The sequence below is a fragment of the Singulisphaera chitinilytica genome, assembly GCF_049331405.1.
Classification (GTDB): domain Bacteria; phylum Planctomycetota; class Planctomycetia; order Isosphaerales; family Isosphaeraceae; genus PoT.
Genome location: NZ_CP186274.1, coordinates 1,413,642 through 1,438,886, shown reverse-complemented (window position 1 = coordinate 1,438,886; position 25,245 = coordinate 1,413,642). Strand labels below are relative to the sequence as shown.

The window sequence follows — 25,245 nt, the reverse complement described above, 5'->3', positions numbered from 1 at the left end:
GGCCTCCCGATGGCCTCCGGTCGCCATCCGGATGACGCGGCCTCCTCGCCGCGTCGCTTGCGGGCGGGCAACGAGGATCATTATCGTGGGATTGTCACCAAGAATGAATCAAAATTCGACGTGTTTATTTCGATCGCGACGATTGATGAAATCGATGGGAGGCTGGCGGGGGGAGCGTGTATGCTGGTGGGCCCCGGGAGCAAGCATCCCGGGCCGAAGGTATCGGCCCGGCCTCACCCTCTCGTCGGATCACATGAGCATGGAAATCCGGAGCCTACGCTGCTTCCTGGCCGCCGCGCAACTCGAGAGCTTCACGCGCGCCGCGAAGAAGATGCACATGTCCCAATCGAACCTCTCGCACCACATCAAGGAGCTGGAGATCCAGATCGGCGTGCCCCTCTTCGAGAGGCTGGGGCGGCAGATCCGGCTTACGACGGCCGGAAACGTGCTGAGGGAGCGCGCCTCGAGGGCCATCCGCGAGCTCGACGACGTGATCCCGGCCATCGCCGAGCTCGACAACCTGAGCCGGGGCCAGGTCGCGATCGGCGTGGTCCAGCTCCTCGACCACTTCCTGATCCCTCGCGTGATCTCGAGCTTCACCGAGTCGCACCCGGGGGTCGGGATCCGGGTCGACCGCCTCTGGCAGCTCGACATGGAGGCGGCGGTCAAGTGCGGCGACCTCGACCTGGGCATCGGCCTCGACCCGCCCAGGACCCCCGGCGTCGAGTTCGAGCCCCTCTTCACGACCGACTTCGTGCTCATCGCGCCCGACGACCATCACCTCGCCGTCCGAACCGACCTCGCGCTCCGCGACCTGAACGGCGAGTCCCTGATCCTCGTCCCCCGCAAGGGATCCTGGCTGCGCTGGCACACCGACGAGGCCCTCGACGCCGCGCGGGTCGAGCTGAGATGCTCGATCGAGCTCGACACCGTCGAGGCGATCCTCGCGGCGATCACGCAAGGGGTGGGGGTCGCGTTCCTCCCGGCCGCCGTGCTCGGCCGGGGTCGGACCGGGCTCCGCGCGATCGCGATCGAGGAGCTGAAGACGATGGCCGTCGGCCTGCTCTGGGGCAAGGGCCAGAACCGCTCGAGGGCCGCGACCGCCTTCGCCGAGGTCACCGCCCGGATCATCCGCGAGGAAGGCCTGACCCCGCTCGGATAGACCCGAGCCGGGGCCGCGCCCGCGTCAATGGCCCGACTCGGAGGGGGCGGGGCCGGAGGTGCCGGGGAGGGTCCTGGTCAGGTCCTGGCTGTCGATGGAGGGGCACCAGTAGGTCTCGATGTGCTCGACGACGAGCTCGGTGCCGCGGGCGTGGCTCACGTAGGGGGGCTGGCGGGGGTCGTACATGGCGTCGGTCAGGTCGCGGGCCAGGGCGACGTTGAAGCCCAGGCGGGTCAACTGGCGGATGCCGAACGAGCGGCCGAGGATGCACATGTTGGTATGCACGCCCATGATGACGATGTTCTTGATCCCCTGGCGTCGGCAGTAGTTGAAGATCTCGCGGCCGTCGTCGCTGATGCCGTCGAACCCGGTGATGTCGAGGCCGGGGTGCTCGCGCGAGAACCGCCGGACCACCGCGCCCGTGACGGGGTCGTCGCACGGCGAGACGCTCGTGTCGATCGGCAAAGGGGGTTCCTTGGCCGTGTCGAGGACGCAGTTGCGCTGGATCGGCACGGGGGGCTCGACGGGCTCGGCACGCTGCATCCGCAGGCGGTACGAGGTGTCGGCATACATCGTCATGGTTTCACTCGGGGCGTGGATGATCATGACCCCCAGGCCCCTCGCCTCGTTCAGCACGGCGTTCATCTTCGGGACGAGCACGCCGATGCGCTGCTTGGACGACTGGCAGTAGATGTCGTCCCACATGTCGCAGACGACGATGGCCGTCTCCGACGCCGCCCAGTCGGCCTGGCGCTCGACGACCTTCGCGGCCTCCCCCTTCCCCCCGGGCTCGGCCTTGCGCTCGCGGAGGTTGAGCCGCAGGGTGCCCGCGACCTTCGGCCGGTTGAGCTGCCAGACGCCGTCGTCGTCGGCCGCGGCCGAGATCGAGGCTGGGGCCAGGACCGAGGTCGCGACCGCCGCCGCGATCCGCATGAGGAGGCCGAGGGGCCGGGGTCGTCGGGTCATGTTCCTTGCGCTCCGAGGAGGCTGATTCGGGGGTCCTTCAATTCACAACGCGGCGGCGCTCTCCCGGGCCCTTTGATACGGCGCGGGGCGGCGGAAGTCCATCAATTTCGGCGGGGGCCGATCAAACGGGTGCGGCCGGCGGGCCCCAGCTTCGCCCAGGCGTCACCATTGCTGGGATCGGCACGTATTCGGCGGGCGGGGCAACCCGGTTTCGACGCGCGGGCGGGCGTGGTACGGTATGTTGGAGTCGACCGGGCGGGGCTCCCCCGCGTTTGCGGAGCCCCGGGGGCCGTCGACCCGATCGCCGCCCGACGTCCGGTCGGGCCCGCCCGGGCCGCCCGCTCTCCTCGCCCCGAAGCGCGTCGGCCCTCGGACGTCACCAAGCCCCGGAGACGGATGACCCGCCGTCGGGTCGCCGGCTCGCCCGTGGGTTCGATCCCGCCTTCCCGCCCTCGTCCCTTGCCAAAGCCTCGGCGCCGGCGTCTGCCTCATGCCGGCCGCGAGGCACAGGAGAAGATCCCGCCGATGACCAACCAATCACGCGTCAGCCGACGACACGCCCTCAAGACCATGGTCGCCGCGGGCCTGGCCGCGCCCTTCGCGCGTCGGGCCCACGCCGCCGCCCCGAGCGAGACGGTCTATCACGCCAGCTTCGGCGCCTCGGGGATGGCGGCCGCGGATATCGGCTCGTTGACGGCGAGCAAGAACCTCAAGCTCGTGGCCGTGGCCGAGGTCGACCTCAATCGCGTCGGCGAGATCAAGAAGCTCTTCCCCGACGTCAAGGTCTACCAGGACTGGCGGGAGCTGCTCGACAAGGAGAAGAACCTCAACTCCGTCAACATCTCGACCCCCGACCACATGCACGCCCCGATCACCATGCGGGCGATGCAGCAGGGGCTCCACGTCTACACGCAGAAGCCCCTGACGCAGACGATTTATGAGGCCAGGCAACTGACCAGGGTCGCGGCCGAGAAGGGCCTGGTCACCCAGATGGGGATCCAGATCCACTCGCACCGGGTCCACAAGACGGTCGTCGAGACGATCCACCAGGGGGCGATCGGCAAGGTGAAGGAGGTCCATAGCTGGAGCGGCAAGCAGTGGGGCGACACCAACCCCCGCCCCGACCGCCAGGACCCGATCCCCGCCGGCCTCGACTGGGACCTCTGGCTGGGCGTCGCCTCGAAGCGCCCGTTCATCGAGGGCTACTACCACCCGGGCGAGTGGCGCAAGCGTCTCGACTTCGGCACCGGCACGTTCGGCGACATGGGCTGCCACATCCTCGACCCGGTCTATGGGTCGCTCGCCTTGACGGCCCCCGAGTCGGTCCTCTCCGTCGGCTCGGCCACGAACGCGGATAGCTGGGGCCTGACGAACCAGGTGATCTACACCTTCCCCGGCACGCAGTACACGACCGAGAAGCCGACCCTGACCTGGTACAACGGCGACCTCCGACCCCCGGCCGAGGTCTCGTCCCTGCTCGGCAAGCACGGGCTGAGCGACCAGGGCTCGATCTACATCGGCACCGAGGGCGTGCTCTACTCCCCGTACATCGCCGAGCCGATCCTCCTCCCCGAGGACAAGTTCAAGGAGTACAAGCTCCCGACCCCCTCCGACGACGACCACTACCTCCAGTTCGTCGAGGCCTGCCGCGGCAACGGCAAGCCCTCCGCCCCCTTCTCCTACTCGGGCCCCCTGACCGAGTTCGTCCTCCTCGGCTGCCTCTCGACCCGCTTCCCCAAGACCAAGCTCGAGTGGGACGCCGCCAACATGAAGGTCGTCAACGTCCCCGACGCCAACAAGTACGTCCGGAAACAGTACCGCCAGGGGTTTGAAGTCGAGGGGCTTTAATATTTAAGCGAGCAACCATCACAGCGACTGCCCCGGGCTTCAATAACTTAGACCTGGGGCAGCCGCACTCATGTCCTGGCAAGCATTGAATGGTGCATTCTTTTCAAGATTCAACAATTGCCGATTAACCATGTACCCCCTAATACGGGCAACGCCGTAGGCTGCCTGTCCTAATCTCTAAAGCCTGGGGTAACGCCCGTATAAGTATTCCCTCTTTGGATATCACAGACCGACACAGCATTGATCAAAGAAACGTCAACATCCCGTACGATCCTAATGCAGTTTAGAACGCTAATGGGACGCCGGCCGGCGTGTCCACCAGCGGAAGATTAAGACCAGGATTATGGCCGGGACCACACTGTAAAACAGCTTGGTACCAATCAACGACAAGTCAAACGAAGACGTGTCGCCGAGGAGTTGGCCTAGCCCAAGCCAAACGCCGAAGAACAACCCGAGTAAGGTCAGCAACTGTTCATTACGAGTCTCGGCGATTTCGACGAGAGTCCTCACCGTGCCCAGGGCGTTTCGACCAACTTCGGCAGTTGCTCGGTAATTCTTCAGGTCGAGTTCTAATTGTGTCTGGAACCGCTTGGCCCCTCTCGCTAGGTCTGTCGGAGCGAGGTCGTCCCACGTTGAATCGGCTAGATTTGCAAGAACTACCTCGATCGCAAGCTTTCGATGTTCCAACTCGACGAGATGGCGGTCAAGGTGATAAAGAGCCGTTGAGAGGCTGCGCACTGACTTGTCGAGTTCCTGGATTGTCCTTTGCACACCGAGAAATCGACTCGGTTTGCAATGGTCAAGGATCTCGCGGTCGCTTTTGTCAAGGGCGGGGCGGAGCCAACCATCATAGGCTTTCCGGTGACCGTGGTTGACTTTCAAAACATGACTCAAGAGCGAAGGGAAACGATGTGCGAGGGCCCGGTTGCGACCCTTGGCGTCAGTCGCGTGAAGGTCGAACCGGGGCGGCTCAACGTCCGTTCCGGGTGTGTAGCCAACAAGGCCCCAAGCGGGGAGCGAGAATCGGCCGGCTCCATAGCGTTTCTGGCCATAGACTTCCCAGCTCTCCTCGGGCGGAGCATCCCACTCACCGGTCCAGACCCAGGCCTCGCCAACGACTTCAGGAAGCCCGCGGTTGCCCGAGCGAGGATCATCAGGAGGAATCACTCTCTCTAGCCAATCTCGCGGACCAACCTCATCTTCCCAGGTATTCATGGACGACTTGATCCAGGCTTCCGAGCCTGATTCGGTGTTTGGCCCTTCGACGCACAAGCCGACGAAGACGATGACTTCCTCATAGCTCGATCGGGCGAAGCTAATTCGCGATCGCGCCCGGCCGTCCACTTGACAGATCTGGCGCTCGTCAGGCCGCCATAGGTCAAGGTCGGCCTGCATGATCAAATCGAGGGTTGGGAAGGCTGTTCCTTCGGGAATCCAATCGAAAGAGTGGAGCGTCGATCGAAGACTCTCCAGCCTCTCGATCGAGTCACGTTCCAGTTCCCTGGGCGTCCAGCCGAGGAAGACGATAACTCGGAAGAGAGTCATGTCGCGGATTGCCCGGACAGTGTTAACGCTCATGGCCGTTTTCACTCGAAATTGGTTTGGCGTCCTCCTTTTGCCCCTCCGGCTGAGCGCGTTCCTGCTTCCGCGCAATCGAGCGGTTCTGGATCTCGTCGCGGAGTTGCCTCAGTTCCTCTATGCCGTCCCAGTCCCTGCCGTCGACCTTCTTGTGTCCGTATGCCGGAGCGTGATGGTAGAGGACCGAGTCAATCAGAGCGATGAGGCCATCCAGGCCTGCAGACTCATCACCAGACTCAATGGCTGTGATCCAATCTGCAAGGCGAACTTCAGGCTTAGGTTTGGGCAACGGCAGCATCCTTCCAAGGAATAAGCGGCTCGGGCGACCCGAAGACTGCAAAGGCGGCCCAATAGACGGGGTGGGCGAATGGACAATCGCCCTCAAGCCCGTCGAAGGATATTGCCAAGCTATTCGCTGGCTTCTTGCCAAGATTCCGCGTAACCCAAAATTCCTCGACCTCAGCGCGAGTCAGTCGAGCGAGCCAGTGTTGGGCATCACGGAGGGCCTCGGTAATCCAGTGACCCTTGCCAAGGCTTTCGATCATGCGGACCATCAACAGAGCCGTGGCTCGCTCATCGGTAGGCCAAAGCGAGCCGACCACAGACTTGGCCCCGGCCACTATAAACCCTGTAGGCAAACCGAGATAACCGTCGCCCTCGCCGGCCCCAAGGCCAGTCTCGCACGCAGAGAGGATCACAAGCCGCGCCACCTCCAATCGCATCCGATCGAGTAGGTCACCGAGGGTCAACACGCCATCGTGCAAGAGGAGGGCCGAGGCCCTCGGATCACTGAATCCGAACGAACCATGACATGAAAGATAGGCTGTGGGATGGTCTTTTAGCGCCGCCATTACCGCCGCTAGCGTCGCGGCCGAGCCGAGGAGTCGGGTTAATCCAGTCGTCGAATCGGCTTTGGTGAGGACCTTCTCAATGGCGTCGAGTTCCCATTCGCCGAGGGCAAGCCGATTGGACGGGTCGGTTGCCATCCCCAGGAGCGGTGCCCATTCTAATCTCGACCGCTCGAAACAGCGGCGCAGGACCCAGGCCGACGGAGAATAGTGAACCGTGATCCCATCTTCGACTAGGTAGCGAACCTCATCCCCGTCCTTTCGAGTCGCAGCGTGAAGCGGAAGCACCCCCAGCCACCCAGGGACAATCAAGGACAGCGAATTCATTTCCGGAAGCAATGCCGTCAGGATCGGCTCCATTATGGCCGATCCTAGTTCGGCAAGGAGTAAATTAATCTCATCGCCAAAGGCGTCCCACCGAGCCTGTGGGGCACCTGGCGATGGATAAGCGTTAAACCACCCTACCCTCACGATAGCGTCCGCCGAACCCATTAACCATTCGCGGACATGAGAATCGTTCAGCTGCGGAAGTTCCACGACGATCATTTCACGATCGGGCGGAATCAGAAACGCGCGTCCCACTTCATCCGACGATGCAACCCAGAGGAATACCAGGGTACTTCCAAGCTTCCGTGCGAACTCGGACATCTGCCGAGAGTCGGGTGGCTGGGCAAGAGCGAAGAAATCTGGGTCGTCCTGGCGAATCTGGTCTTCAAGAGCGGCGAGTTCCGACCTTACCTCATTCCGCTGACGAGCCAACTCGCGGCGACGTTCCGGATCAAAGTAGGGCTGATTCGCATCTGTCCCGTCACGGGTAAGTACTGCTTCCAACTCCTCCAGTCGTCTTCGGAGCACTCGATAACGAGTTGCTTGGTTGGGATCGATTGCCGGTACACTGTCCTCGGTGTGCAGCAGGTCAAGCAATGAACGAGCTGTACCACGCTCGAGATAGGCTAATGCCGACGACATATCCCCACATCGCAAGCAAGCCTCGACAAGCTTCTGGAATAAGTGATGTTGCCCGTTGCTCCAATTCCGGCGATCCGTAATCGCCGTTGCACCCGCCCGAACGCGATCCGAGCATTCGACCGCCCGCGAGTAAGCGGCTCGGGAAGCAGGCCATCTCTCTCGAAGAGCCTCGAGGTCTCCCAGATCTCCGAAGGCCTGACATGCGCGAATCCAAGACCCTATTTCTTCAAAATATCCGGATGCTTCTCCCTGCAGCCTCGATGAAGTGTCTAGATTCTGTTCGGCTTCGTCGCCTAATTGGGCCAGCAACTGCAAACCCTTAGCGCGGTTCATTCGGCAATTGGCGGCATATGGGCCCTCTAGATCTTCCAACGCCTCGGCGTAGATAGTGTCGGCGCGACGGAGGTTGGCCACGGCTTCCTCTCCCATACGGGCCAGCGCCTGCAGGCCATTGGCGAGATTCATCTGACAGTTGGCGGAGGTGTGTCCGACCAGGCCATCCAACGCTGCGGCGTATAGGGCATTGGCGCGGTAGAGGTTGGCTACAGTGTCCTCGCCCTGATCCGCAAGCGACTGCAAGCAGTTGGCGTGGTTCATCCGACAACCGGCGGCAGCGGGCCCCTCCAAACTTTTCAACGCCTCGACGAACAAGGCATCGGCGTGGAGGAGGTTGGCCACTGCGTCCTCGCCCAAACGGGCCAGAGAGTTAAGAGCATTGCCGCGGTTCATCAGGCAGACGGCAGCGTCGGCCCCCTTCAGGCCATTCGACGCCTCGGCATACAGGGCGTCGGCAAGATGGAAGTTGGCCACGGTGTCCTTGCCCAGTTCGGCCAGCATCGTCAGGCCGTTCGCGCGATTAATCCGACAGCGGGCGGCGAAGACCCCCTCCAAGCCTAGAGACGCCTCGGCGTAAAGGGCGTCAGCGCGGCGGAGGTTCGCCACTGAGTCCTCACCCAAACGGGCCAACGACAACAGAACGTTGCCGCGGTTCATTAAGCAATTGGCGGCGTCAGCCCCCTCCAGACTTTTCAATGCCTCGACGAAGAGGCCATCGGCGTAATGGAGGTTGGCCACTGAGGCTATGCCCAGTTCGGCCAATGACCTAAGGCCGTTGGCGCGGTTCATCAGACAGCGTGCAGCGGCGGCTCCATACAAACGCTTGAATGCCTCGGCGTAGAGGGCGTCGGCACGGCAGAGGTTCGCTACGGCTTCCTCGCCTAAATGGGCTAGCGACTTCAGACAGTTGGCGTTGTTCGTCTGGCAGACGGCAACAAAGTGCTCCTCCAAGCCCTCAGACGCCTCGGCGTAGAGGGCGTCGGCGCGGCGGAGGTTCGCTACGGCTTCCTCGCCCAATTGGGCAAGCGACTGCAGGCCATTGGCTCGGTTCATCAAGCAGACGGCGACTACGGGTCCGTCAAGGCCCTCCAACCCGTCGGCAAACAGGGTATCAGCAAGGCGGAGGTTGGCCACCACATCATCTCCCAGTTGGGCCAACAACTGCAGGCCGTTGGCGCGATTCATCCGACAACCAGCAGCGGCAGGTCCATCCAGACCTCTCTCAGCCTCCTTAAACAACGCCAAGCTGCGAGTGATGTTAATTCGCGGATCTTGTTGCCATTCTTCAACAAGTTCGATACCACAGGACAGGAGAAGTCCAGAACGTGATTTATTGGGAAAGTTGGCCATAATATTTTCATGAACACTTCTCAATTCATTCGCAGATATTGCAACCAGCCTTTGATCTTCTGGGTCATCCATGTTCTCCGCGAGTTTTTCCATGGCCTCGGGGAACTCGGGAAGGATTAAAATCGGGTACTCTTGCAGAACTTCGAGTACGTGGTCGCCCGAATAACTCATGAATGCCTCCGCAGCTTCTACGCCGCGGCAGACATTGAGCCAGTAAACAGGAGGAACAGCTTCGGAAATCTCGGGCACTGGTCGGGCTCCATCTCGAGGCGAACTCCAAGATTTGGACGCCTCAGATGTTTATATTATCGCGACCAAGAAATGCGAGCAAGGCAGCTCAAATGTCGGATAAACCTCGACCTGTGCGCGAACGGGGTTAAATATGCCAAGAGGCAGATTTCGAAGCTTTGGAGGACAAATCTACATTTCAGTTCAAATAAAAATTTTTCCCCGCAATCGATCTATGTCGATCAAGACATAGATCGATCGTGGAACAGTTTGTTTCTGAATTTTCTCGAGTCGTAACCCTTAGCTTCGTTTGTCTCAGAACCTCGGTGGAAGGTACAATCCTCGACAATTCACATGCCATCGAAGAACTGAATCAGCTGTTCCACCCAACCTGACTCGGCAAAATCACAAGCCCAAAAAGCCCCGGGCCCTCATCAGCTCAAGAATCTTCGTGACGCTCTCCTCGACGCTGATCTGATCGGTCTGGAGGACCAGATCGGGGGTCTTGGGCTCCTCGAAGGCGGCGGTGACGCCGGGCATCTGGGCGATCTTGCCTTCGTCGGCGAGGCGGTAGGCGCCGGATTGGTCGCGCTGGCGGAGGACTTCCATCGGGGCGGTGCAGTAGACCTCGAGGATCCGGTCGCGGCCTATGAGCTGCTTGGCCTTCTCGCGGACGGCCTCGTGCGGGGCGACGAACGCGGCGACGGTGATCACGCCGGCGTCGTTCATCAGCTTGGCCACCTCGGCCGAGCGGCGGAGGTTCTCGGAGCGGTCGTCGGCCGTGAAGCCGAGGTCCCGGTTCAGGCCTTGACGCATGTTCTGGCCGTAGAGGACCGTCACGAGCCGGCCCTCGTCCCAGAGCCGACGCTCCAGGCCATACGCGATCCGGCTCTTGCCGCTGCCCGTCAGGCCGACGAGGAGGACCGTCACCGGGATCTGGCCGTAACGCTGCTCGCGCTCGGACGGCTCGACGAGGCTGTCGCGCGTCTTGAGCCGCTCGAGAGGCCCGGTCCCCCAGGAGTCGCCGGGGCCTCGGCCGCTGCCGGCCTCCATGATCATGCCCGCGCCGACGGTGTTGTTCGACAGGCGGTCGATCAGGATGAACGCGCCCGTCGCCGCGTTCGTGCGGTAGGGGTCGCACGCCAACGCCTGCGTCAGGCTGAGCTGCACGTGCCCGACCTCGTTCAGGTTCAGGCGGGCGATGTCGCGGTGCTCGAGTGTGTTGACGTCGACGCCGTAGCGGAAGGCCGCGACCTCGGCCGAGACCGACCTCGTCGTGTGCTTCAACGTGTAAGAGCGGCCGGGGACGAACGGCTGCTCGGCCATCCAGACGACCATCGCCTCGATCTGGCTGCTGACCTGCGGCGGGTTGTCCGGCTTGACGAGCATGTCGCCGCGGCTGACGTCCACCTCGTCGGCCAGCGTGACCGTGACGGCCTGGGGGGCGAAGGCCTCGTCGAGCTCGCCGTCATAGGTGACGATCGACTTGACCTTGCTCTTCTTGCCCGAGGGGAGGACCATCACCTCGTCCCCCTTGCGGAGGATGCCCGAGGCCACCGTGCCGGCGAAGCCGCGGAAGTCGAGGTTGGGGCGGATCACGTACTGCACCGGGAACCGCAGGTCGGTCAGGTTGCGGTCGCTGGCGATGTGGACCGTCTCCAGGTGATCCAGGAGCGACGGCCCCTGATACCAGGGCATCGCCTCGCTCTTGGAGGCGACGTTGTCCCCCTTGAGCGCCGACATCGGGATGAAGGTGATGTCGCGGAGGTCGAGCTTGGCGACGAACCCCGTGTACTCGTCCTTGATCCGCTCGAAGACCTCGCGCGAGTGGCCGACGAGGTCCATCTTGTTGATCGCGACGACGACGTGCCGGATCCCCAAAAGCGAGACGATGAACGAGTGCCTGCGCGTCTGGGTCTGGACGCCGTGGCGGGCGTCGATGAGGATCACCGCGAGCTGGCAGGTCGAGGCCCCCGTGGCCATGTTGCGGGTGTACTGCTCGTGCCCGGGGGTGTCGGCGATGATGAACTTGCGGCGGTCGGTCGAGAAGTAGCGGTAGGCGACGTCGATGGTGATCCCCTGCTCCCGCTCGGCCTTGAGGCCGTCGGTCAGCAGGGCGAGGTCGATCTCGCCGGCGCCGGTGGTGCCGACTTTCTCGCTGTCGCGCTTGACGGCGGCGAGCTGGTCCTCATAGATCATCTTCGTGTCGTGCAGGAGCCGCCCGATGAGGGTGCTCTTGCCGTCGTCGACGCTGCCGCAGGTGAGGAAGCGCAGCAGTTCCTTCTTCTGGTGGCGGGCGAGGTAGGCGTGGATGTCTTCCTGACTCAGGTCAACGGCTTGCATCTCAGAAATACCCCTCGCGCTTCTTCTGCTCCATCGAACCGGCCTCGTCGTGGTCGATGACCCGGCCTTGCCGCTCGGAGTTCTTGGCGAGGAGCATCTCCTCGATGATCTCCGGCAGCGTCGTCGCGGTGCTCTCGATCGCCCCCGTCAGCGGGTAGCAGCCGAGCGTCCGGAACCGGACCCGCTTCATCATCGGCTCTTCGCCGGGGTGGAGCGGCATCCGCTCGTCATCCACCATGATGAGGGTGCCGTCGCGCTCGACGACCGGGCGGACGTCGGCGAAGTAGAGCGGCACGATGGGGATGTTTTCCAGGTGGATGTACTGCCAGACGTCCAGCTCGGTCCAGTTGCTCAGGGGGAAGGCGCGGATGCTCTCCCCCTTGTTCACCTTGCAGTTGTACAGGTTCCAGAGCTCGGGGCGCTGGTTCTTCGGGTCCCACTGGTGGAGCCGGTCGCGGAAGCTGTAGACGCGCTCCTTGGCCCGGCTCTTCTCTTCATCCCGGCGGGCGCCGCCGAAGGCCGCGTCGAACTGGTAGTGGTTCAGCGCCTGCTTGAGCGCCGCGGTCTTCATGATGTCGGTGTGTTTCTTCGAGCCGTGGTCGAAGGGGTTGATGTTCTGCGCCTTCCCCTCGGGGTTGATCCAGACCTTGAGGTCCAACCCCTGCTCGCGACAGTAGTTGTCGCGGAACTCGACCATCTGGCGGAACTTCCAGGTCGTGTCGACGTGGAGCAGCGGGAACGGCAGCCGTCCCGGGTGGAACGCCTTCTGCGCCAGCCGGAGCATCACGGCCGAGTCCTTGCCGATCGAGTACAGCATCACCGGCCGCTCGAACTCGGCGGCGACCTCGCGGATGATGTGGATACTCTCCGCCTCGAGCACTCGCAAATGCGTCAGATTGTAGCTACTGCTGATCATCCGTCCTCCAATTTGGCCGCTTCTCCTCGATTATAGGGAATTCGGTCCTCTCTCGGGTAGTGGGGAACCCCGCGGCCCGACCTCGAGCGGCCACACCATCACCCATGTTTGCCAGGTTTACCTATCTTACAAGTGAGATGTGGGAGCCCCGGCGTCTCCGGAACCCGGCTCCCGGAAATGGCTTCGGAGCAGTTGATTCTCATTCATCCATACTTCACGACTCGCCATGTCCGGCGCGAGGGCAAATCTCGATGGCCGCGGGCGTTGGGTGTTTCCCGCGATGGGTTTAGGGCGTGAATGAGGGGTCTCGATTTGACTTCGCCTTGCACGCGGTCGGCTCGTTTTGCTATGAATACTGCGACCCCGGAAGGTTCCTCCGCGGGACTTGATTAACACCATCGGCCAACACCATCTCGTCGAGGGGCGCTGCGACGGTACGCGGAAGGCGTGCCTGCCAGGCTCGTTGGGGTGGATCAAAACTCGTGCAACGGCGCCCGTTCATCGTTATTGGAGACTTTGAACGTGTCGACTGTTGCGCAGAAGCCCGCCACGAAGGATTACCACGTCGCCGATATCTCGCTGGCCGGCTGGGGCCGCCGCGAGATCGCGATCGCCGAGACCGAGATGCCGGGCCTGATGGCCATCCGCGAGGAATACGCCTCGCGGCAGCCCCTCAAGGGGGCCCGGATCACCGGCTCGCTGCACATGACGATCCAGACGGCCGTCCTGATCGAGACGCTCAAGGCCCTCGGGGCCGAGGTCCGCTGGGCCTCCTGCAACATCTTCTCGACCCAGGACCACGCCGCCGCGGCCATCGCCGACGCGGGCATCCCCGTCTTCGCCTACAAGGGCGAGTCGCTCAAGGAATACTGGGACTACACGCACAGGATCTTCGAGTGGGCCGACGGCGGGCACTCGAACATGATCCTCGATGACGGCGGCGACGCCACCCTGCTGCTCCACCTCGGCGCCCGCGCCGAGGCCGACATCAAGGTGCTCGACAGCCCGGGCAGCGAGGAAGAGCGGATCCTCTTCGCCGCCATCAAGGAGCGGATCGCCAAGCAGCCGGGCTGGTACGCGAAGAACCTCGCCGCCGTGAAAGGCGTCACCGAGGAGACGACCACCGGCGTGCATCGGCTCTACCAGATGCACAAGCGCGGCGAGCTGAAGTTCCCCGCCATCAACGTCAACGACTCGGTCACGAAGTCGAAGTTCGACAACCTGTACGGCTGCCGCGAGTCGCTGGTCGACGGCATCAAGCGCGCCACCGACGTGATGATCGCCGGCAAGGTCGCGGTCGTCTGCGGCTACGGCGACGTCGGCAAGGGCTCGGCCCAGGCCCTGCGGGCCCTCTCGGCCCAGGTCTGGATCACCGAGATCGACCCCATCTGCGCCCTCCAGGCGGCGATGGAAGGTTACCGCGTCGTCACCCTGGATTACGCCTGCGACAAGGCCGACATCTTCGTGACGACCACGGGCAACTTCAAGGTCATCCGTCACGACCACATGGCCAAGATGAAGGATCAGGCCATCGTCTGCAACATCGGCCACTTCGACAACGAGATCGACGTCGCCTCGCTGGAAGACTACCCCTGGGAGGAGATCAAGCCCCAGGTCGACCACGTCATCTTCCCGGACGGCAAGCGGATCATCCTGCTGGCCAAGGGCCGGCTCGTGAACCTCGGCTGCGGCACCGGCCACCCGTCGTACGTGATGAGCTCGTCGTTCGCCAACCAGGTCCTCGCCCAGATCGAGCTCTGGCAGGACAACGCCAAGTACCCGGTCGGCGTCTACGTCCTGCCCAAGAAGCTGGACGAGCACGTCGCCCGCCTGCAGCTCAAGAAGCTGAACGTCCAGCTCACCGAGCTCACCCCCGAGCAGGCCGCCTACATCAACGTCCCCAAGGAAGGCCCCTACAAGTCGGATCACTACCGCTATTGATCGGATGACTTGTCAATTCGGCCGATCCAACGGCGGCGGGGGCCATGTGCTCCCCGCCGCTTCTTTTTTTGGCATGGATGTTCACTCGAGATGAGACTCGAGCGACTCCGCCATCATCACGAGCTCGGTTCCGAACTCGTGGTCGGGGCGTCGAGCGAGGGGTCGTCGACCGGCTCGTTGGGGTGCTGCTCGACGGCCCCCTGGCGCTGCAGATAGCCGGCGAGGAGCCAGCAGGCGGCGGCCCATGCGGCCCCGGCAGCCCAGCCGGCGAGCACGTCGGTCGGGTAGTGGACCCCGAGGTAGACGCGGCTCGCACCGACGAGCAGGGTCAGGAGCGTCGCCAGCGTGAGGTAATAGACCTTGAGCCGATGGTGATCCGTGAGCCTCGCCAGCAGCAGGCCGAGCGTCAGGTAGACCCCCGCCGCGTTCATGCTATGCCCGCTCGGGAAGCTCGAGTTTTCCGCGCGCATCAGGTGGAGCAAGAGGTCGGGCCTCGGGCGGTCGAAGAACGACTTGAGCAGGATGTTCAGGAGCTGCCCCCCGATCGCCGAGCCCAGGATCAGCCACATCGCATGGTAGGTCCGGCAGAGCCAGAGGTACACGACCACGGCGGTCGTCACGATCAGGAGCACCGGGAACCCGCCCAGCGCCGTGAGGTCGCGGATGTTCTCCTGCAGCCAGATCGGGCCCAGCGGCTTCGACGGATCCGACTGCTGGCGCAAGGCCCGCAGGGTCCAGTCGTCGAGTCGTTGCGAGGTCCCCCCGACGACCCGGTCCGCGACCTCGACGAAGATCCCCGAGAAGATCAGGACGGCCAGCACCGCCGACAGCACGAGGTAGTCCGTCCGTCGGATCCGGTCGACCCCGCTCCGGGCGAGTTGGAAGATTCGCGATCGCATGGGCCCTGCACTTCGTCGGGTTCGTTTCGATCGGGGTCATTCGTTCGGGATTTCGCCGCAAGCCCGGTGCCGGGCCGGCTCCTTCTTGCTGATTGGCCCACACCCGGATGACAACCTCCGACAAACGTGATACGAATGAGCCGCGGCGACAGGTCCGAATCCGACCACTCTCAAGAAGATCCGAGCGGGGAAGCAGACCTCGACCCCTCGTCGTTCCTGGGATCACGAATCGGCTCAGGAAACGGTGGACGTATTGCGTCTGCGCTCTCGTCGCTGGACACCCCCGATTGTCCCAACAAGATCCATCCGACGACCGATGGCACTCGATCAGGCCTCGGGTCAGATGCGCATGCCGGCGATGAGGATGTCGACCAGGCGCTTGGCGCTCGCCTCCCAGCCGGGGGCGGAGCTGATGCCGGCGACTCCGGCCAGGGCGCGCAAGAGGTCAAGCGGCTCGATGTCGAGCCGGATCTCTCCTGCGGCAACCGCACGCTCGACGAGGAGGGCCATCGCCGACTTGATCTGCTCGCCGGACTCGGCATAAAGCTCGGACGTGCCGCAGACCATCGAGGCCAGGACCGGGGACATCACCTGCTTGGTGGCGATGTGATCGACGAACTGACGCAGCCAGGCCCGCAAGGCCTCGACGGGCGTATGCGTCTCCAGGAGCCTCGGCACGGAATCCAGCAATCCCTGCATCTCGGTCCGGTAGATCGCCTCGATCAGCTTGTCGCGCGTCGGGAAGTGGCGGTAGAGCGTCCCGATCCCCACGCCGGCCGCGCGGGCGATCGCCTCCATTCCCACCTCGGCCCCCTCCTCGCTGAACTTCGCCTTCGCCACCTCGACCAGCCTGGCGCGATTCCTCGCGGCGTCCGCACGCAGCGGGCGTGACGACTCGCGAGGCCCTTCTGCCTCCATCTTCCTCTCCCCTTGATAACCGGAGGCGTCCTCCGTATATTGATCCGGAGGCGTCCTCCGGTTGTATCTTAGGGCAAGTCCAGCGGTGGCGGCAATAGGCTGATCCGGCGGGGGCGACGTTGCGCGCCGACGCCGCTCAGGATGAACAAGCGAGGCGATGATGACCCGGCAATTCGATGCGACGTCGACGACGGAAGAAGTGCTCGAGGGGAAGGACCTGCGCGGGGTCCGCGCGCTGGTGACCGGCGTATCGGCCGGGCTGGGGATCGAGACGGCCCGGGCCCTCGCGGCGCACGGGGCCGACGTCGTGGGGGCGGCCCGCGACCTGGAGAAGGCGGGAAAGGCCACGGCCGAGGTCCGCGCCGCCGCGGAGGCGGGGGGCGGTTCCTTCGACCTCATCGAGCTAGACCTGGCATCCCTGGCGAGCGTCCGCTCCTGCGCCGATGCCCTGCTGTCGAGGGGCGAGCCGTTCGACCTCATCATCGCCAACGCGGGGGTGATGGCACCGCCCTATGGCCGCACGGTGGATGGGTTCGAGACGCAGATCGGCACGAACCACCTCGGCCACTTCGTGCTCGTCAACCGGATCGCGTCGCTGCTGAGGCCGGGCGGGCGGCTGGTGAGCCTGGCGTCCTCGGGGCATCGCTTCGGCGACGTCGACCTCGACGACCCGAACTTCGAGAAGACGACGTATGAGCCGTTCGTGGGCTACGGCCGCTCCAAGACGGCGAACATCCTCTTCGCGGTCGAGTTCGATCGTCGGCACAAGGCGCGGGGGATCCGAGCGACGGCCGTCCACCCGGGGGGCATCCAGACCGAGTTGGGGCGTCACCTCGACCCGGCCTGGATCCCGGGGATGCTCGAGAAGATGAACCAGGACCTCGCGGCGGAGGGCAAGCCCCCCTTCCAGTTCAAGACGATCCCGCAGGGCGCGGCGACGTCGGTCTGGTCGGGCGTGGTCGCCCCGGCCGACGAGGTGGGGGGCCAGTACTGCGAGAACTGCCACGTCGGCGTCGTCTTGCCCGACGACCGCCCGATCAGCGCCATCAGCGAAGGGGTGCGACGCTACGCACTCGATCCCGAGCGGGCCAAGGCGCTGTGGGCCAAGAGCGAGGAATGGGTGGGCGAACGCTTCTGATCCGAGCCCACTTCAGCCGAGCGAATCTGAGGAGCGGGGTTCGAGGATGAGCCCCGCTCGCACTTCCTGAAGGGATGAACGCCGCGGCGGTTACTTCTCGTCCTTCTCCCGCTTGGCCTCGATCTCCCAATCCCGCTTCTCTCCGCCGAATTCCGCGGCGCCCGTCCCCTTGAGCTGATCCCCGTCGACCGTCAGCTTGTATTCGATGGTGATGCTATCCTCCATCCCGCCGAGCTTCCGATCGGCGACGAAGGTCAGCGTGCCGTCCTTGAACTTCAGGTCCTTGAGCTTGGTCGCCTCCTGGTCGGGCCAGCTCATGGTGCCGGTGAGGTCGTCACCTTCTTTCTTGATCTTCAAGGTGGATGTGCGCTGCTGCCCGCCGATCTCGTACTCGCACTTCCAGGTCCCGACCGGGTCGGCCGCCTTGTCGTCCTTCGCGCTCGCCAGGCCGCAGAACCCGAGGACCAACGCCAACGAGAGGATCGCCTTCATGATCGACTCCGAGATCATGGCCTAAAGGGGGCCGCCCGACGTGGACAGCCACCCATTGCCGGCGGCGATTATATGCGAGCCGTCGGCGACTGTCAGGCGGCGGGAGGAGGATCCGATTGATCGTCTTCCCGAACGCCTCGCCTGCCGCCGACTCGCATCATCCGCCAGCCCAGGCCCGATGCCGCCGAGTCGTACCCAAGCTGGCAGCATCGATCACGCCTTGGAGTCACAATGTCACGTTAAGCGGATACCACCCTTCAGGCCCGATCATCATCTTGATCATGGTTGTCGACACTATCAGGAGTGACGTCATGATCCAATACGTCGCCAGGACAACACCCCAGGCTTCGAAGCCCGTCGACTTCAACCTCGGAATTCCCTGCACCGCCACCAGCATCCAACTCGTCAGGACCACGCAGCCCGTCACCGTGGCCCCGATCACGTTCACGACTTCCAGTACCGTCCCGCTCCATAATTTGTCCATGATCCACGGATGCGCATTCTGATCGACGACAGCCACCCCATAGCTCGTCAGCAGGAGAATCCCCAGCAATAACCAGCTCGCGCACGCGCAGGCGTTCCCCAAGATCCCATAATGCAAGCTCGCTGTTTTCCCGGCCTTCTTGCGGTTCAACCACGCGATTAATGCGATCGCGAAGCTCTGCGCGATCATACTGGGGGCGAGCCTCACGAACATGAATTTGATCGTATTCCCGTAAGCAATCAAGATCTCGGCAACCCACCTCGCATCCCTGGTGTTGAAAACAGAGGGCTTCCAAACCCACCATACGTTCCTCGCCCTCGCCAACGATAGGCTTATTGCGATCGCGGCGATGACGATCACCATATCCCGGAGGGTCAATTTCGTTATCCCCGCGTTTCGGGACTGCATTATTGATTCCACATTTCTAGAATTGATACTCCAACTTCAGAATCGGGCCCGATCCGCAGGGGGCCATGATCCTGCAAGTTGGCCGAGAGCCCGGCCCTCCCCGGATCCGAGATCCTCGTCATCTTTCAGCCAAGACCAACAGCGGGGCTCCTGTGGGCGGCATCGGCTTCATTCTCCGGCGATCGCCCGGCGTCCGCAACATCGCGCATGTCTCGCCGCGACGAGGGACCGGCCTCATGCGGAAGGCGAGTTACGGCTCGTGAGCCCGAGGGGGCTGGCGTCGACGCCCGCCGGGTGGGATGATCTCCTCGTGGTCGGACCTGTCGCAGCCTTGTGGTCGGGCCCGGGGTCGCGGTGACAAGGGCGGGATCCTCAGAAGAAGAGGTTCCCGGCTCGAAGGGGAATTCTTGCCATGTTCGAGACGTTGGACGGGGTCGAATGGGACGCGCTCGAAGACGCGTATGGCAAGGCCTCCGACATCCCGGACCTGCTCCGCTCGCTGGCGACTAGCCAGGACGAGGAAAGCCTCGAAGAGACCCTCGAGGACCTCGAAAGCCGGGTCTGCAACCAGGGTTGCATCAACGAGGCCTCTCCCTACGTCGTCCCCTTCCTCATCGAGCTGCTGAGTACGCCCGAGGTCGAGGCCAAGGAAGAGATCCTGGGACTCCTGACGGGCCTCGGAACCGCGAAATCCTATCTCGATGTCCACATCCGCAACGAGCCGGGGCCGGTGGCCGAGAAGTGGCGGGCCGAGCCCGACTTCGAAGAGAAAGTCGCCCGCGAGCAGGCCTGGGTCGAGGCGACCCGCCACGCGATCGAGGCCGGGCTCCCCACCTTCTTCGCGCTGCTCGAAGGCAACGAAGACGGCCTCCGCTACCCGGCCGCGAACCTGCTCGGGGCCCTCAAGACCTCGCCGGAACGCGTCTCCGCCGGCCTCCGCGAGGCCTTCGCCCGCGAGACCAGCGACGGCGTGCGCTGCGGCCTGCTGATGAGCCTGGGGGAAGTCGGTCGCGAGGAGGACGTGCCCTTCCTCCGCGAGATCCTCGCCGACGCCTCGGGGAGCGGCTCCGCGAAGTCGAAGGGTAGCCGGCCGCTCCGCTGGGGCTCGGCCATCGCGCTCGTCCGGATCCTCAAGGCCGACGCCCCCGCAGAGGCCGTCCGCGTCCTCGACGAGGCGTCGCTGGGGGGCTCCGAGCCCGAGCTCGACGAGGACGCCTGGGAAGGCCTGCCCGATGGAGAGCGCGAATCCGCCCGAGGCGCGATCTTCACCCTCTTCATGATGGGCCCCGACGCGGCCGTCCCCCGGATCGGCCGGGCCCTCGGCCGGCTCGATGTGGAAGATCTCGGCGACGCCCTGGAATTGCTCCTCGACCTCGCCTTCCCCGGCCACGATCGGACGACCGAGCCAACGCCGCCCCGGGAGCCCGGCTCGCTCACCCCCGCGCAGAAGGAGGCCCTCGCGGCGTTCGTCGCCTGCGACGACCTCTGGGATCCGGGCTGGCGGCTCGACGGGACACTGCGTTGGCTCGGCCTCCCCGACGAGCGGGGCAAGATCGAGGCCTTCATCGCCTGACGGGCTCCCCCCTCATCGCTTGAGGTCATCTGGACAGGCCCGCGAGTTTGGGCGAACCTCGGCGATGCGCGGTCAATAAGACGCTCGCTCGCGCGAATGCCGTGTGGATGCGAAGAGACGCGTGCATGCCTCGCGCCCGATGAGTCGACGTCGACCCGCATCGGAGGCGAAAATCGGCACGCATCCTCGTCGGGCTGAGAGAAGGGTTTTTCGCGATGAAGATCAGCTTCGCCTGCCCGTCGTGTGCGGCCTCGGGCTCCGTCGACGCGAGCCTCGTCGGCAGGCAGGTCCGCTGCAAGCATTGCAAGCACAAGTTCACCGTCCCCGACCCCGAGGTCCCCGGCTCGGGCTCGGAAGGGTACGACCTCGAGGGCGGGGCCGACTTCGCACCGGTTGCTCCTGCCGGCGTCGAGGGGTTCCGGCCGGCCGAGGGCAGGGTGTTCGTCCCGGCGCGAGGGGACGAAGATTCGGAGACCTTCTCGAGGCGCAAGGCCAGGCGCGAGGCCTCGTCGGCTCGGCCGACCCGGAAGGCGAACAAGCCGGCATTCCCCTGGAAACCGGTGCTGATCCGAGGGGGGCTCGGGCTCCTCGGGGCGATCATCGCCGTTGCGCTCTTCGCCCCGAATGGGATGGCCGTCGCGGCTTATATCCTGATTGGCCTCGGCGTGGTCATGATGTTCGCGAGTTGGCTGGCGGGGGCGTTCGGGGCATTCAGCGAGGATTTCATTTACGGATTCTTCTACGTCATCGTCCCCTTCTACGCCGCCTACTACGTCTTGAGCCGCTGGGAAGACCTCTGGATCTGGTTCGTGATCGCGGTCGTCGGCTCCGGGTTCATCCTGCTCGCGAATGAGATGCTCGGCTGGGCGGGCGCGCACGCCTGACCCCGGCGGGTTCGCCGGAAATCGCACGGCTGCGCCCGGGAATTGCTGGGCGTATTCGAATCGCGAGGCGCTCGTTCCTGAAGGGAGCGGCACCTTCGCGGCCGATCCCCGGCGTGACGCCACGACTCGACCCGAGACGCTACGAGGGACCCCATGAAGGCCGACGCCACCATCCAGTTCGTCCTCAACGGCGAGCGCAGGCGGGTCACGACCGACCCCGACCGCGTCTTGCTGGAGATCCTCCGCGAGGACTTGCAGCTCACCGGCACGAAGTACGGCTGCGGCGAGCGCCAGTGCGGCGCCTGCTCGGTCCTCGTCGACGGCCAGCGGGCCTTCGCCTGCCGGACGCCCGCCTCGAGCGTCGAGGGAAAGGCCGTCACCACCATCGAGGGCCTCGCCCAGGGGGACGACCTCCACCCCGTCCAGGAGGCCTTCCTCGCCGAGCAGGCCTACCAGTGCGGTTACTGCACGGCCGGGATGATCATGACGGCCGTCGCCCTCCTGAAGGAAAAGCCGCAGCCCACCGACCGCGAGATCGTCGACGGCTTGAACCGGAATATCTGCCGATGTTGCAGCTATCCCCAGATCGTCCAGGCCGTGAAGCTTGCGGCGGCCTCCGCCAAGGGGAGGGCCTGAGCCATGACCCCCAGACGATATTTTGAGATGCAGCCGGCCGTACTCGCGGGCCTCGCGCCCGACTATGACGAATCCTTCGACCGGGTCGAATTCCATTTCAACGCCGAGACGAGCCGCCGCGGCTTCTTCGAAATCCTCGGCGCGGGGCTGATCATCGCCGTCGCCGCCGACACCCTCGCGGCCCAGCAGCCGGGTGAGACGCGTAGACGCAGCGGTGGAGGCGGTCGCGGCGGCATGGGGCGAGGCGCCACGAACCTGGCGGCCCGGCTCCACATCGGCAAGGACGGCGTCGTCACGGTGATGACCGGCAAGGTCGAGTGCGGCCAGGGGGCTCGGGCCGAGCTGACCCAGGCCGCCGCCGAGGAGCTTCGCCTCGACCCCGCTCAGATCCGCCTCATCATGGCCGACACGGGCCTCGTCCCCGACGACGGCGGGACCTTCGGCAGCCGCTCCACGCCCAGCACCGTCCCGGAGATCCGCATGGGTTGCGCGGCGGCCCGGCAACTCCTCGCATCCTTGGCCGCGAAGCGATGGGGGGTTGGAGCCGAAAAGCTCGAGGTCCGCGACGGCAAGATCTTCGACGAGGACTCGAAGCGTACGCTCGCGTATGGCGACCTCGCCACCGGCGACGACTTCCGGCATTCGTCCGCGGAGGGCGTCCCGCGCGACGTCGTCCTGACGTATGTGAAGGACTGGAAGGTCCTGGGCACGTCGTTCCCCCGGCCCAACGGCCGCGAGATCGTGACCGGGGCGCATCGCTACCCGTCGGATCAGGTCCGCCCGGGGATGCTCTACGGCAAGGTCCTGCGCCGGCCCTCCTACGGGGCGAAGCTCGTCTCCATCGACCTCGGCCCGGCGGAGGAAATCAAGGACGTGATCGTCGTCCGCGACGGGGATTTCGTCGGGGTCGCGGCTCCGACGACCTTCCAGGCCGAGGAGGCGCTCGACGCCCTCGCCGACGCGGCCCAATGGGAGGACGCCCCGCATCCGTCGAGCGACGAGCTATTCGGCTACCTCCGCGAGCACGCCGAGGGGGGCGTCCCCAGGAACCCCTTCGCCGCGCAGGTCGAGAAGGCTAGCAGGTCTTTACGCCGGAGCTACCACGTCCCTTACGTCCAGCACGCCCCGATGGAGCCGAGGGCCGCACTCGCCGAGTGGGAAGACGGCAAGCTCACCGTCTGGACGGCGAGCCAGGTCCCCTTCGGCGTCCGCGGCGAGTTGGTGCGGGCCTTCGGGGTCTCCGAGGATAAGGTCCGGGTCATCATCCCCGACTTCGGCGGCGGCTTCGGGGGCAAGCACTCGGGCGAGTGCGCGGTCGAGGCCGCCCGGCTGGCGAAGGGGGCGGGCAAGCCGGTGCAGCTGCGGTGGACCCGCGCCGAGGAGTTCACCTGGGCCCAGTTCCGCCCCGCCGGGCTCATCGAGGCCGAGGCCAGCCTCGACGACGCCGGCTCCCTGGCGACCTGGCACTTCCTCAACATCAACTCGGGCGGCCAGGAGGTCCAGACCCCCTACCGCGTCCCCCGCGCCGAGGCGAAGTTCATCCAGTCCAGGCCTCCCCTGCGTCACGGCTCGTATCGGGCCCTCGCGGCGACCGCCAACACGTTCGCACGCGAAAGCTTCATGGATGAGATGGCCACCCTCGCCGGCCGCGACCCGCTCGAATTCCGGCTCGCGCACCTCGAACCCGGGCGGCTCCGCGACGTCCTCGCGGAGGCCGCCGCGCGCTTCGGCTGGGATCAACGCATCAAGAAACGCGAGCCGAACGTCGGCGTGGGCCTCGCCTGCGGGACGGACAAGGGCTCGTTCGTCGCCGCCTGCGTCGAGGTCCGGGTCGACCCGGAGCGCCGCTCGGTCGAGGTCCAGCACATCTGCCAGGCGTACGACTGCGGCAAGATCCTGAACCCGGGCAATCTGCTCTCGCAAGTGCGCGGAGGGATCATCATGGGCCTCGGCCCCGCGCTCCACGAGGCGATGCGGTTCCGGGGGGGCAAGATGCTCAACGCCTCGTTCGCCCGCTACCGGGTGCCGAGGTTCGCGGACGTCCCCGCGCTCGACATCCACCTGATGGACCACCCCGAGCACCCCTCCGTCGGCGCGGGGGAGACCCCCTTGATCGCCGTCGCCCCGGCGATCGCCAACGCCGTCTTCGCCGCCGCGGGCGTCCGCGTCCGCGAGATGCCCATCCAGTTGCCTGAGCCCGCCAAGCCTGCCTGAGCCTCCGAGAGGTCGCCCGGAATCGCCGCGAGGCCGGCAGGGGATCGGCGGGAGGGCCCGGCAAGTCCGCCGGGCCCGCAAGCCGCGGCCACGTCGATGAAAGCCCATGGGGATACGCGAGGCGTGCTACGGCCGAGCCCGCTTGAGATCAAGTTACGATTTCTTATTTGAGGCAAGATTGTGTTGAAAAACAACAAGCTTTCGCCTATCGTCTCCGGCATCGGATCGATCCGTCAAACGGTGCCGGAGTCCTTGCATGAGGGACCACGTCGAAGAACTCAAGGAGGCCTACGCGGCCTGGCACGAGACGAAGGGGGAGAGCGTGGACGTCTGGCTCGCCCTCATGGACGAGGATATCGTCCTCCGCTCGCTGGCCGAGGGGGGCGAGGGGATGGAGTTCTCCTCCACGCGCCGGGGGCTGGCCGAGGCCCGTCGCTATTTCTCCGAGTTGCGGGATCAGTGGGCCTTGATCTCCTTCATCGGCGACGAGTTCATCGTGCAGGATGACCGCGTCGTCGTCCTCGGCCAGGGCGTCTGGCGATCCCGGCGCACCGGCAAGATCGCCGACACCCCCCTCGCCCACTTCTGGAAGTTCCGCGCCGGCAAGGCGATTGAATACTACGAGTTCTACGACACCGCCCGCGCCTTCGCCGCCGCCCTGCCCGACTAACGCCAAGTGCTGTGGTACACGGCCGAACCGGGCACACGGCCCCTGTGAAATCCGCACTCACACCGGATTTTCTCCGGCCGGGGCTCCAGGGGAAGCCAGGGGCGTGCGGCGGCGAAGCGGTAGGCTTCGGCCACGGCGTCGCTCCAGTGCGCCCGATCCATCAGGTCGTCGTCCTGCCCCGATGGCTGGGGATTCGAATTCAACCAGGCGGTCTCCAATCGATTGGCGGCCCGGCCGTACTCGAGCGCCCCGGCCTCGAGCCGCAACATCCTGCGCCGAAGCCCGACGCCCGTCCCCAGCAAAATCGCGAAGACCGCGATCGCAATCATCATCGTCTTCAGCCGCAGCCTTAGCATAGGGTTTGGCTCCCATCGAAGCGACCTGGCACCCAGCAAGGGACCGCCTGAATCTCCAAGTGAAAGCATAATTGTAACACCGATGCCG

20 protein-coding genes and 1 riboswitch are annotated in these 25,245 nt (G+C 64.8%); of the genes, 9 read left to right on the top strand and 11 right to left on the bottom strand.

What is annotated here, in order from left to right; translation table 11 throughout:
* Window positions 1–259: 259 nt before the first annotated feature.
* Window positions 260–1,162, top strand: a complete 903-nt coding sequence (locus ACOYYX_RS05525; RefSeq protein ID WP_422928936.1) for a LysR substrate-binding domain-containing protein — start codon at window positions 260–262, stop codon at window positions 1,160–1,162.
* A gap of 24 nt (window positions 1,163–1,186) precedes the next feature.
* Here the strand turns inward: ACOYYX_RS05525 and ACOYYX_RS05520 are convergent, their stop codons facing one another.
* A complete protein-coding gene (locus ACOYYX_RS05520; protein WP_422928935.1) occupies window positions 1,187–2,128 on the bottom strand; it encodes a hypothetical protein in 942 nt (313 codons plus the stop codon).
* 525 nt (window positions 2,129–2,653) lie between these two features.
* Between ACOYYX_RS05520 and ACOYYX_RS05515 the strand changes: the two genes are divergently transcribed.
* The gene (locus ACOYYX_RS05515; RefSeq protein ID WP_422928934.1) at window positions 2,654–3,976 is read left to right on the top strand and encodes a Gfo/Idh/MocA family protein; all 1,323 of its coding nucleotides are present in this window, start codon (window positions 2,654–2,656) and stop codon (window positions 3,974–3,976) included.
* Window positions 3,977–4,267: 291 nt separating this feature from the next.
* On the opposite strand, the gene ACOYYX_RS05510 is transcribed toward ACOYYX_RS05515, so the two are convergent.
* The 5 genes from ACOYYX_RS05510 to cysD form a co-directional block, all read right to left on the bottom strand.
* Window positions 4,268–5,554, bottom strand: coding sequence for a hypothetical protein (locus tag ACOYYX_RS05510; protein ID WP_422928933.1), 1,287 nt, complete (start codon window positions 5,552–5,554; stop codon window positions 4,268–4,270).
* Window positions 5,544–5,843: a hypothetical protein gene (locus tag ACOYYX_RS05505; RefSeq protein WP_422928932.1), complete on the bottom strand. Its 300-nt coding sequence runs from the start codon at window positions 5,841–5,843 to the stop codon at window positions 5,544–5,546. The genes ACOYYX_RS05510 and ACOYYX_RS05505 overlap by 11 nt, the downstream gene beginning before the upstream one ends.
* A complete protein-coding gene (locus tag ACOYYX_RS05500) occupies window positions 5,830–9,306 on the bottom strand; it encodes a CHAT domain-containing protein (RefSeq protein WP_422928931.1) in 3,477 nt (1,158 codons plus the stop codon). The genes ACOYYX_RS05505 and ACOYYX_RS05500 overlap by 14 nt, the downstream gene beginning before the upstream one ends.
* Window positions 9,307–9,690: 384 nt before the next feature.
* Window positions 9,691–11,628: a sulfate adenylyltransferase subunit CysN gene (gene cysN / locus ACOYYX_RS05495; RefSeq protein ID WP_422928930.1), complete on the bottom strand. Its 1,938-nt coding sequence runs from the start codon at window positions 11,626–11,628 to the stop codon at window positions 9,691–9,693.
* A 1-nt stretch (window position 11,629) separates the two neighbouring features.
* Window positions 11,630–12,544, bottom strand: coding sequence for a sulfate adenylyltransferase subunit CysD (gene cysD, locus ACOYYX_RS05490; RefSeq protein ID WP_422928929.1), 915 nt, complete (start codon window positions 12,542–12,544; stop codon window positions 11,630–11,632).
* A gap of 412 nt (window positions 12,545–12,956) precedes the next feature.
* Window positions 12,957–13,047: riboswitch (S-adenosyl-L-homocysteine riboswitch) on the top strand.
* Window positions 13,048–13,066: 19 nt separating this feature from the next.
* On the opposite strand from cysD, the gene ahcY reads away from it, so the two are divergent.
* On the top strand, window positions 13,067–14,485 hold the full coding sequence (gene ahcY, locus ACOYYX_RS05485; RefSeq protein WP_422928928.1) for an adenosylhomocysteinase: 1,419 nt from the start codon (window positions 13,067–13,069) through the stop codon (window positions 14,483–14,485).
* 116 nt (window positions 14,486–14,601) lie between these two features.
* Here ahcY and ACOYYX_RS05480 read toward each other — a convergent pair whose 3' ends face one another.
* Window positions 14,602–15,384: a phosphatase PAP2 family protein gene (locus ACOYYX_RS05480; RefSeq protein WP_422928927.1), complete on the bottom strand. Its 783-nt coding sequence runs from the start codon at window positions 15,382–15,384 to the stop codon at window positions 14,602–14,604.
* A 339-nt stretch (window positions 15,385–15,723) separates the two neighbouring features.
* Window positions 15,724–16,302 (bottom strand): TetR/AcrR family transcriptional regulator, encoded by a 579-nt coding sequence (locus ACOYYX_RS05475; RefSeq protein ID WP_422928926.1) that lies wholly within the window; start codon window positions 16,300–16,302, stop codon window positions 15,724–15,726.
* A 160-nt stretch (window positions 16,303–16,462) separates the two neighbouring features.
* On the opposite strand from ACOYYX_RS05475, the gene ACOYYX_RS05470 reads away from it, so the two are divergent.
* Window positions 16,463–17,440 carry an SDR family NAD(P)-dependent oxidoreductase gene (locus ACOYYX_RS05470; RefSeq protein WP_422931596.1) on the top strand — a complete coding sequence of 326 codons (978 nt, stop codon included), beginning with the start codon at window positions 16,463–16,465 and terminating at the stop codon, window positions 17,438–17,440.
* Window positions 17,441–17,530: 90 nt separating this feature from the next.
* On the opposite strand, the gene ACOYYX_RS05465 is transcribed toward ACOYYX_RS05470, so the two are convergent.
* A complete protein-coding gene (locus ACOYYX_RS05465; protein ID WP_422928925.1) occupies window positions 17,531–17,932 on the bottom strand; it encodes a hypothetical protein in 402 nt (133 codons plus the stop codon).
* 226 nt (window positions 17,933–18,158) lie between these two features.
* Window positions 18,159–18,779 (bottom strand): hypothetical protein, encoded by a 621-nt coding sequence (locus ACOYYX_RS05460; RefSeq protein WP_422928924.1) that lies wholly within the window; start codon window positions 18,777–18,779, stop codon window positions 18,159–18,161.
* Window positions 18,780–19,236: 457 nt separating this feature from the next.
* On the opposite strand from ACOYYX_RS05460, the gene ACOYYX_RS05455 reads away from it, so the two are divergent.
* The 5 genes from ACOYYX_RS05455 to ACOYYX_RS05435 all read left to right on the top strand — a co-directional run bounded on the left by ACOYYX_RS05455 (window position 19,237) and on the right by ACOYYX_RS05435 (window position 24,801).
* Entirely contained in the window at window positions 19,237–20,397 is a 1,161-nt protein-coding gene (locus tag ACOYYX_RS05455) for a hypothetical protein (RefSeq protein WP_422928923.1), read from the top strand.
* Window positions 20,398–20,612: 215 nt separating this feature from the next.
* Window positions 20,613–21,281, top strand: a complete 669-nt coding sequence (locus ACOYYX_RS05450) for an MJ0042-type zinc finger domain-containing protein (RefSeq protein ID WP_422928922.1) — start codon at window positions 20,613–20,615, stop codon at window positions 21,279–21,281.
* Between the two features lie 153 nt (window positions 21,282–21,434).
* Window positions 21,435–21,917: a (2Fe-2S)-binding protein gene (locus tag ACOYYX_RS05445; protein WP_422928921.1), complete on the top strand. Its 483-nt coding sequence runs from the start codon at window positions 21,435–21,437 to the stop codon at window positions 21,915–21,917.
* 3 nt (window positions 21,918–21,920) lie between these two features.
* On the top strand, window positions 21,921–24,131 hold the full coding sequence (locus ACOYYX_RS05440) for a molybdopterin cofactor-binding domain-containing protein (protein ID WP_422928920.1): 2,211 nt from the start codon (window positions 21,921–21,923) through the stop codon (window positions 24,129–24,131).
* A 256-nt stretch (window positions 24,132–24,387) separates the two neighbouring features.
* Window positions 24,388–24,801, top strand: a complete 414-nt coding sequence (locus tag ACOYYX_RS05435) for a nuclear transport factor 2 family protein (RefSeq protein WP_422928919.1) — start codon at window positions 24,388–24,390, stop codon at window positions 24,799–24,801.
* On the opposite strand, the gene ACOYYX_RS05430 is transcribed toward ACOYYX_RS05435, so the two are convergent.
* Window positions 24,798–25,157, bottom strand: a complete 360-nt coding sequence (locus ACOYYX_RS05430) for a hypothetical protein (RefSeq protein WP_422928918.1) — start codon at window positions 25,155–25,157, stop codon at window positions 24,798–24,800. The two genes, ACOYYX_RS05435 and ACOYYX_RS05430, sit on opposite strands and share 4 nt — an antisense overlap.
* Window positions 25,158–25,245 lie beyond the last annotated feature (88 nt).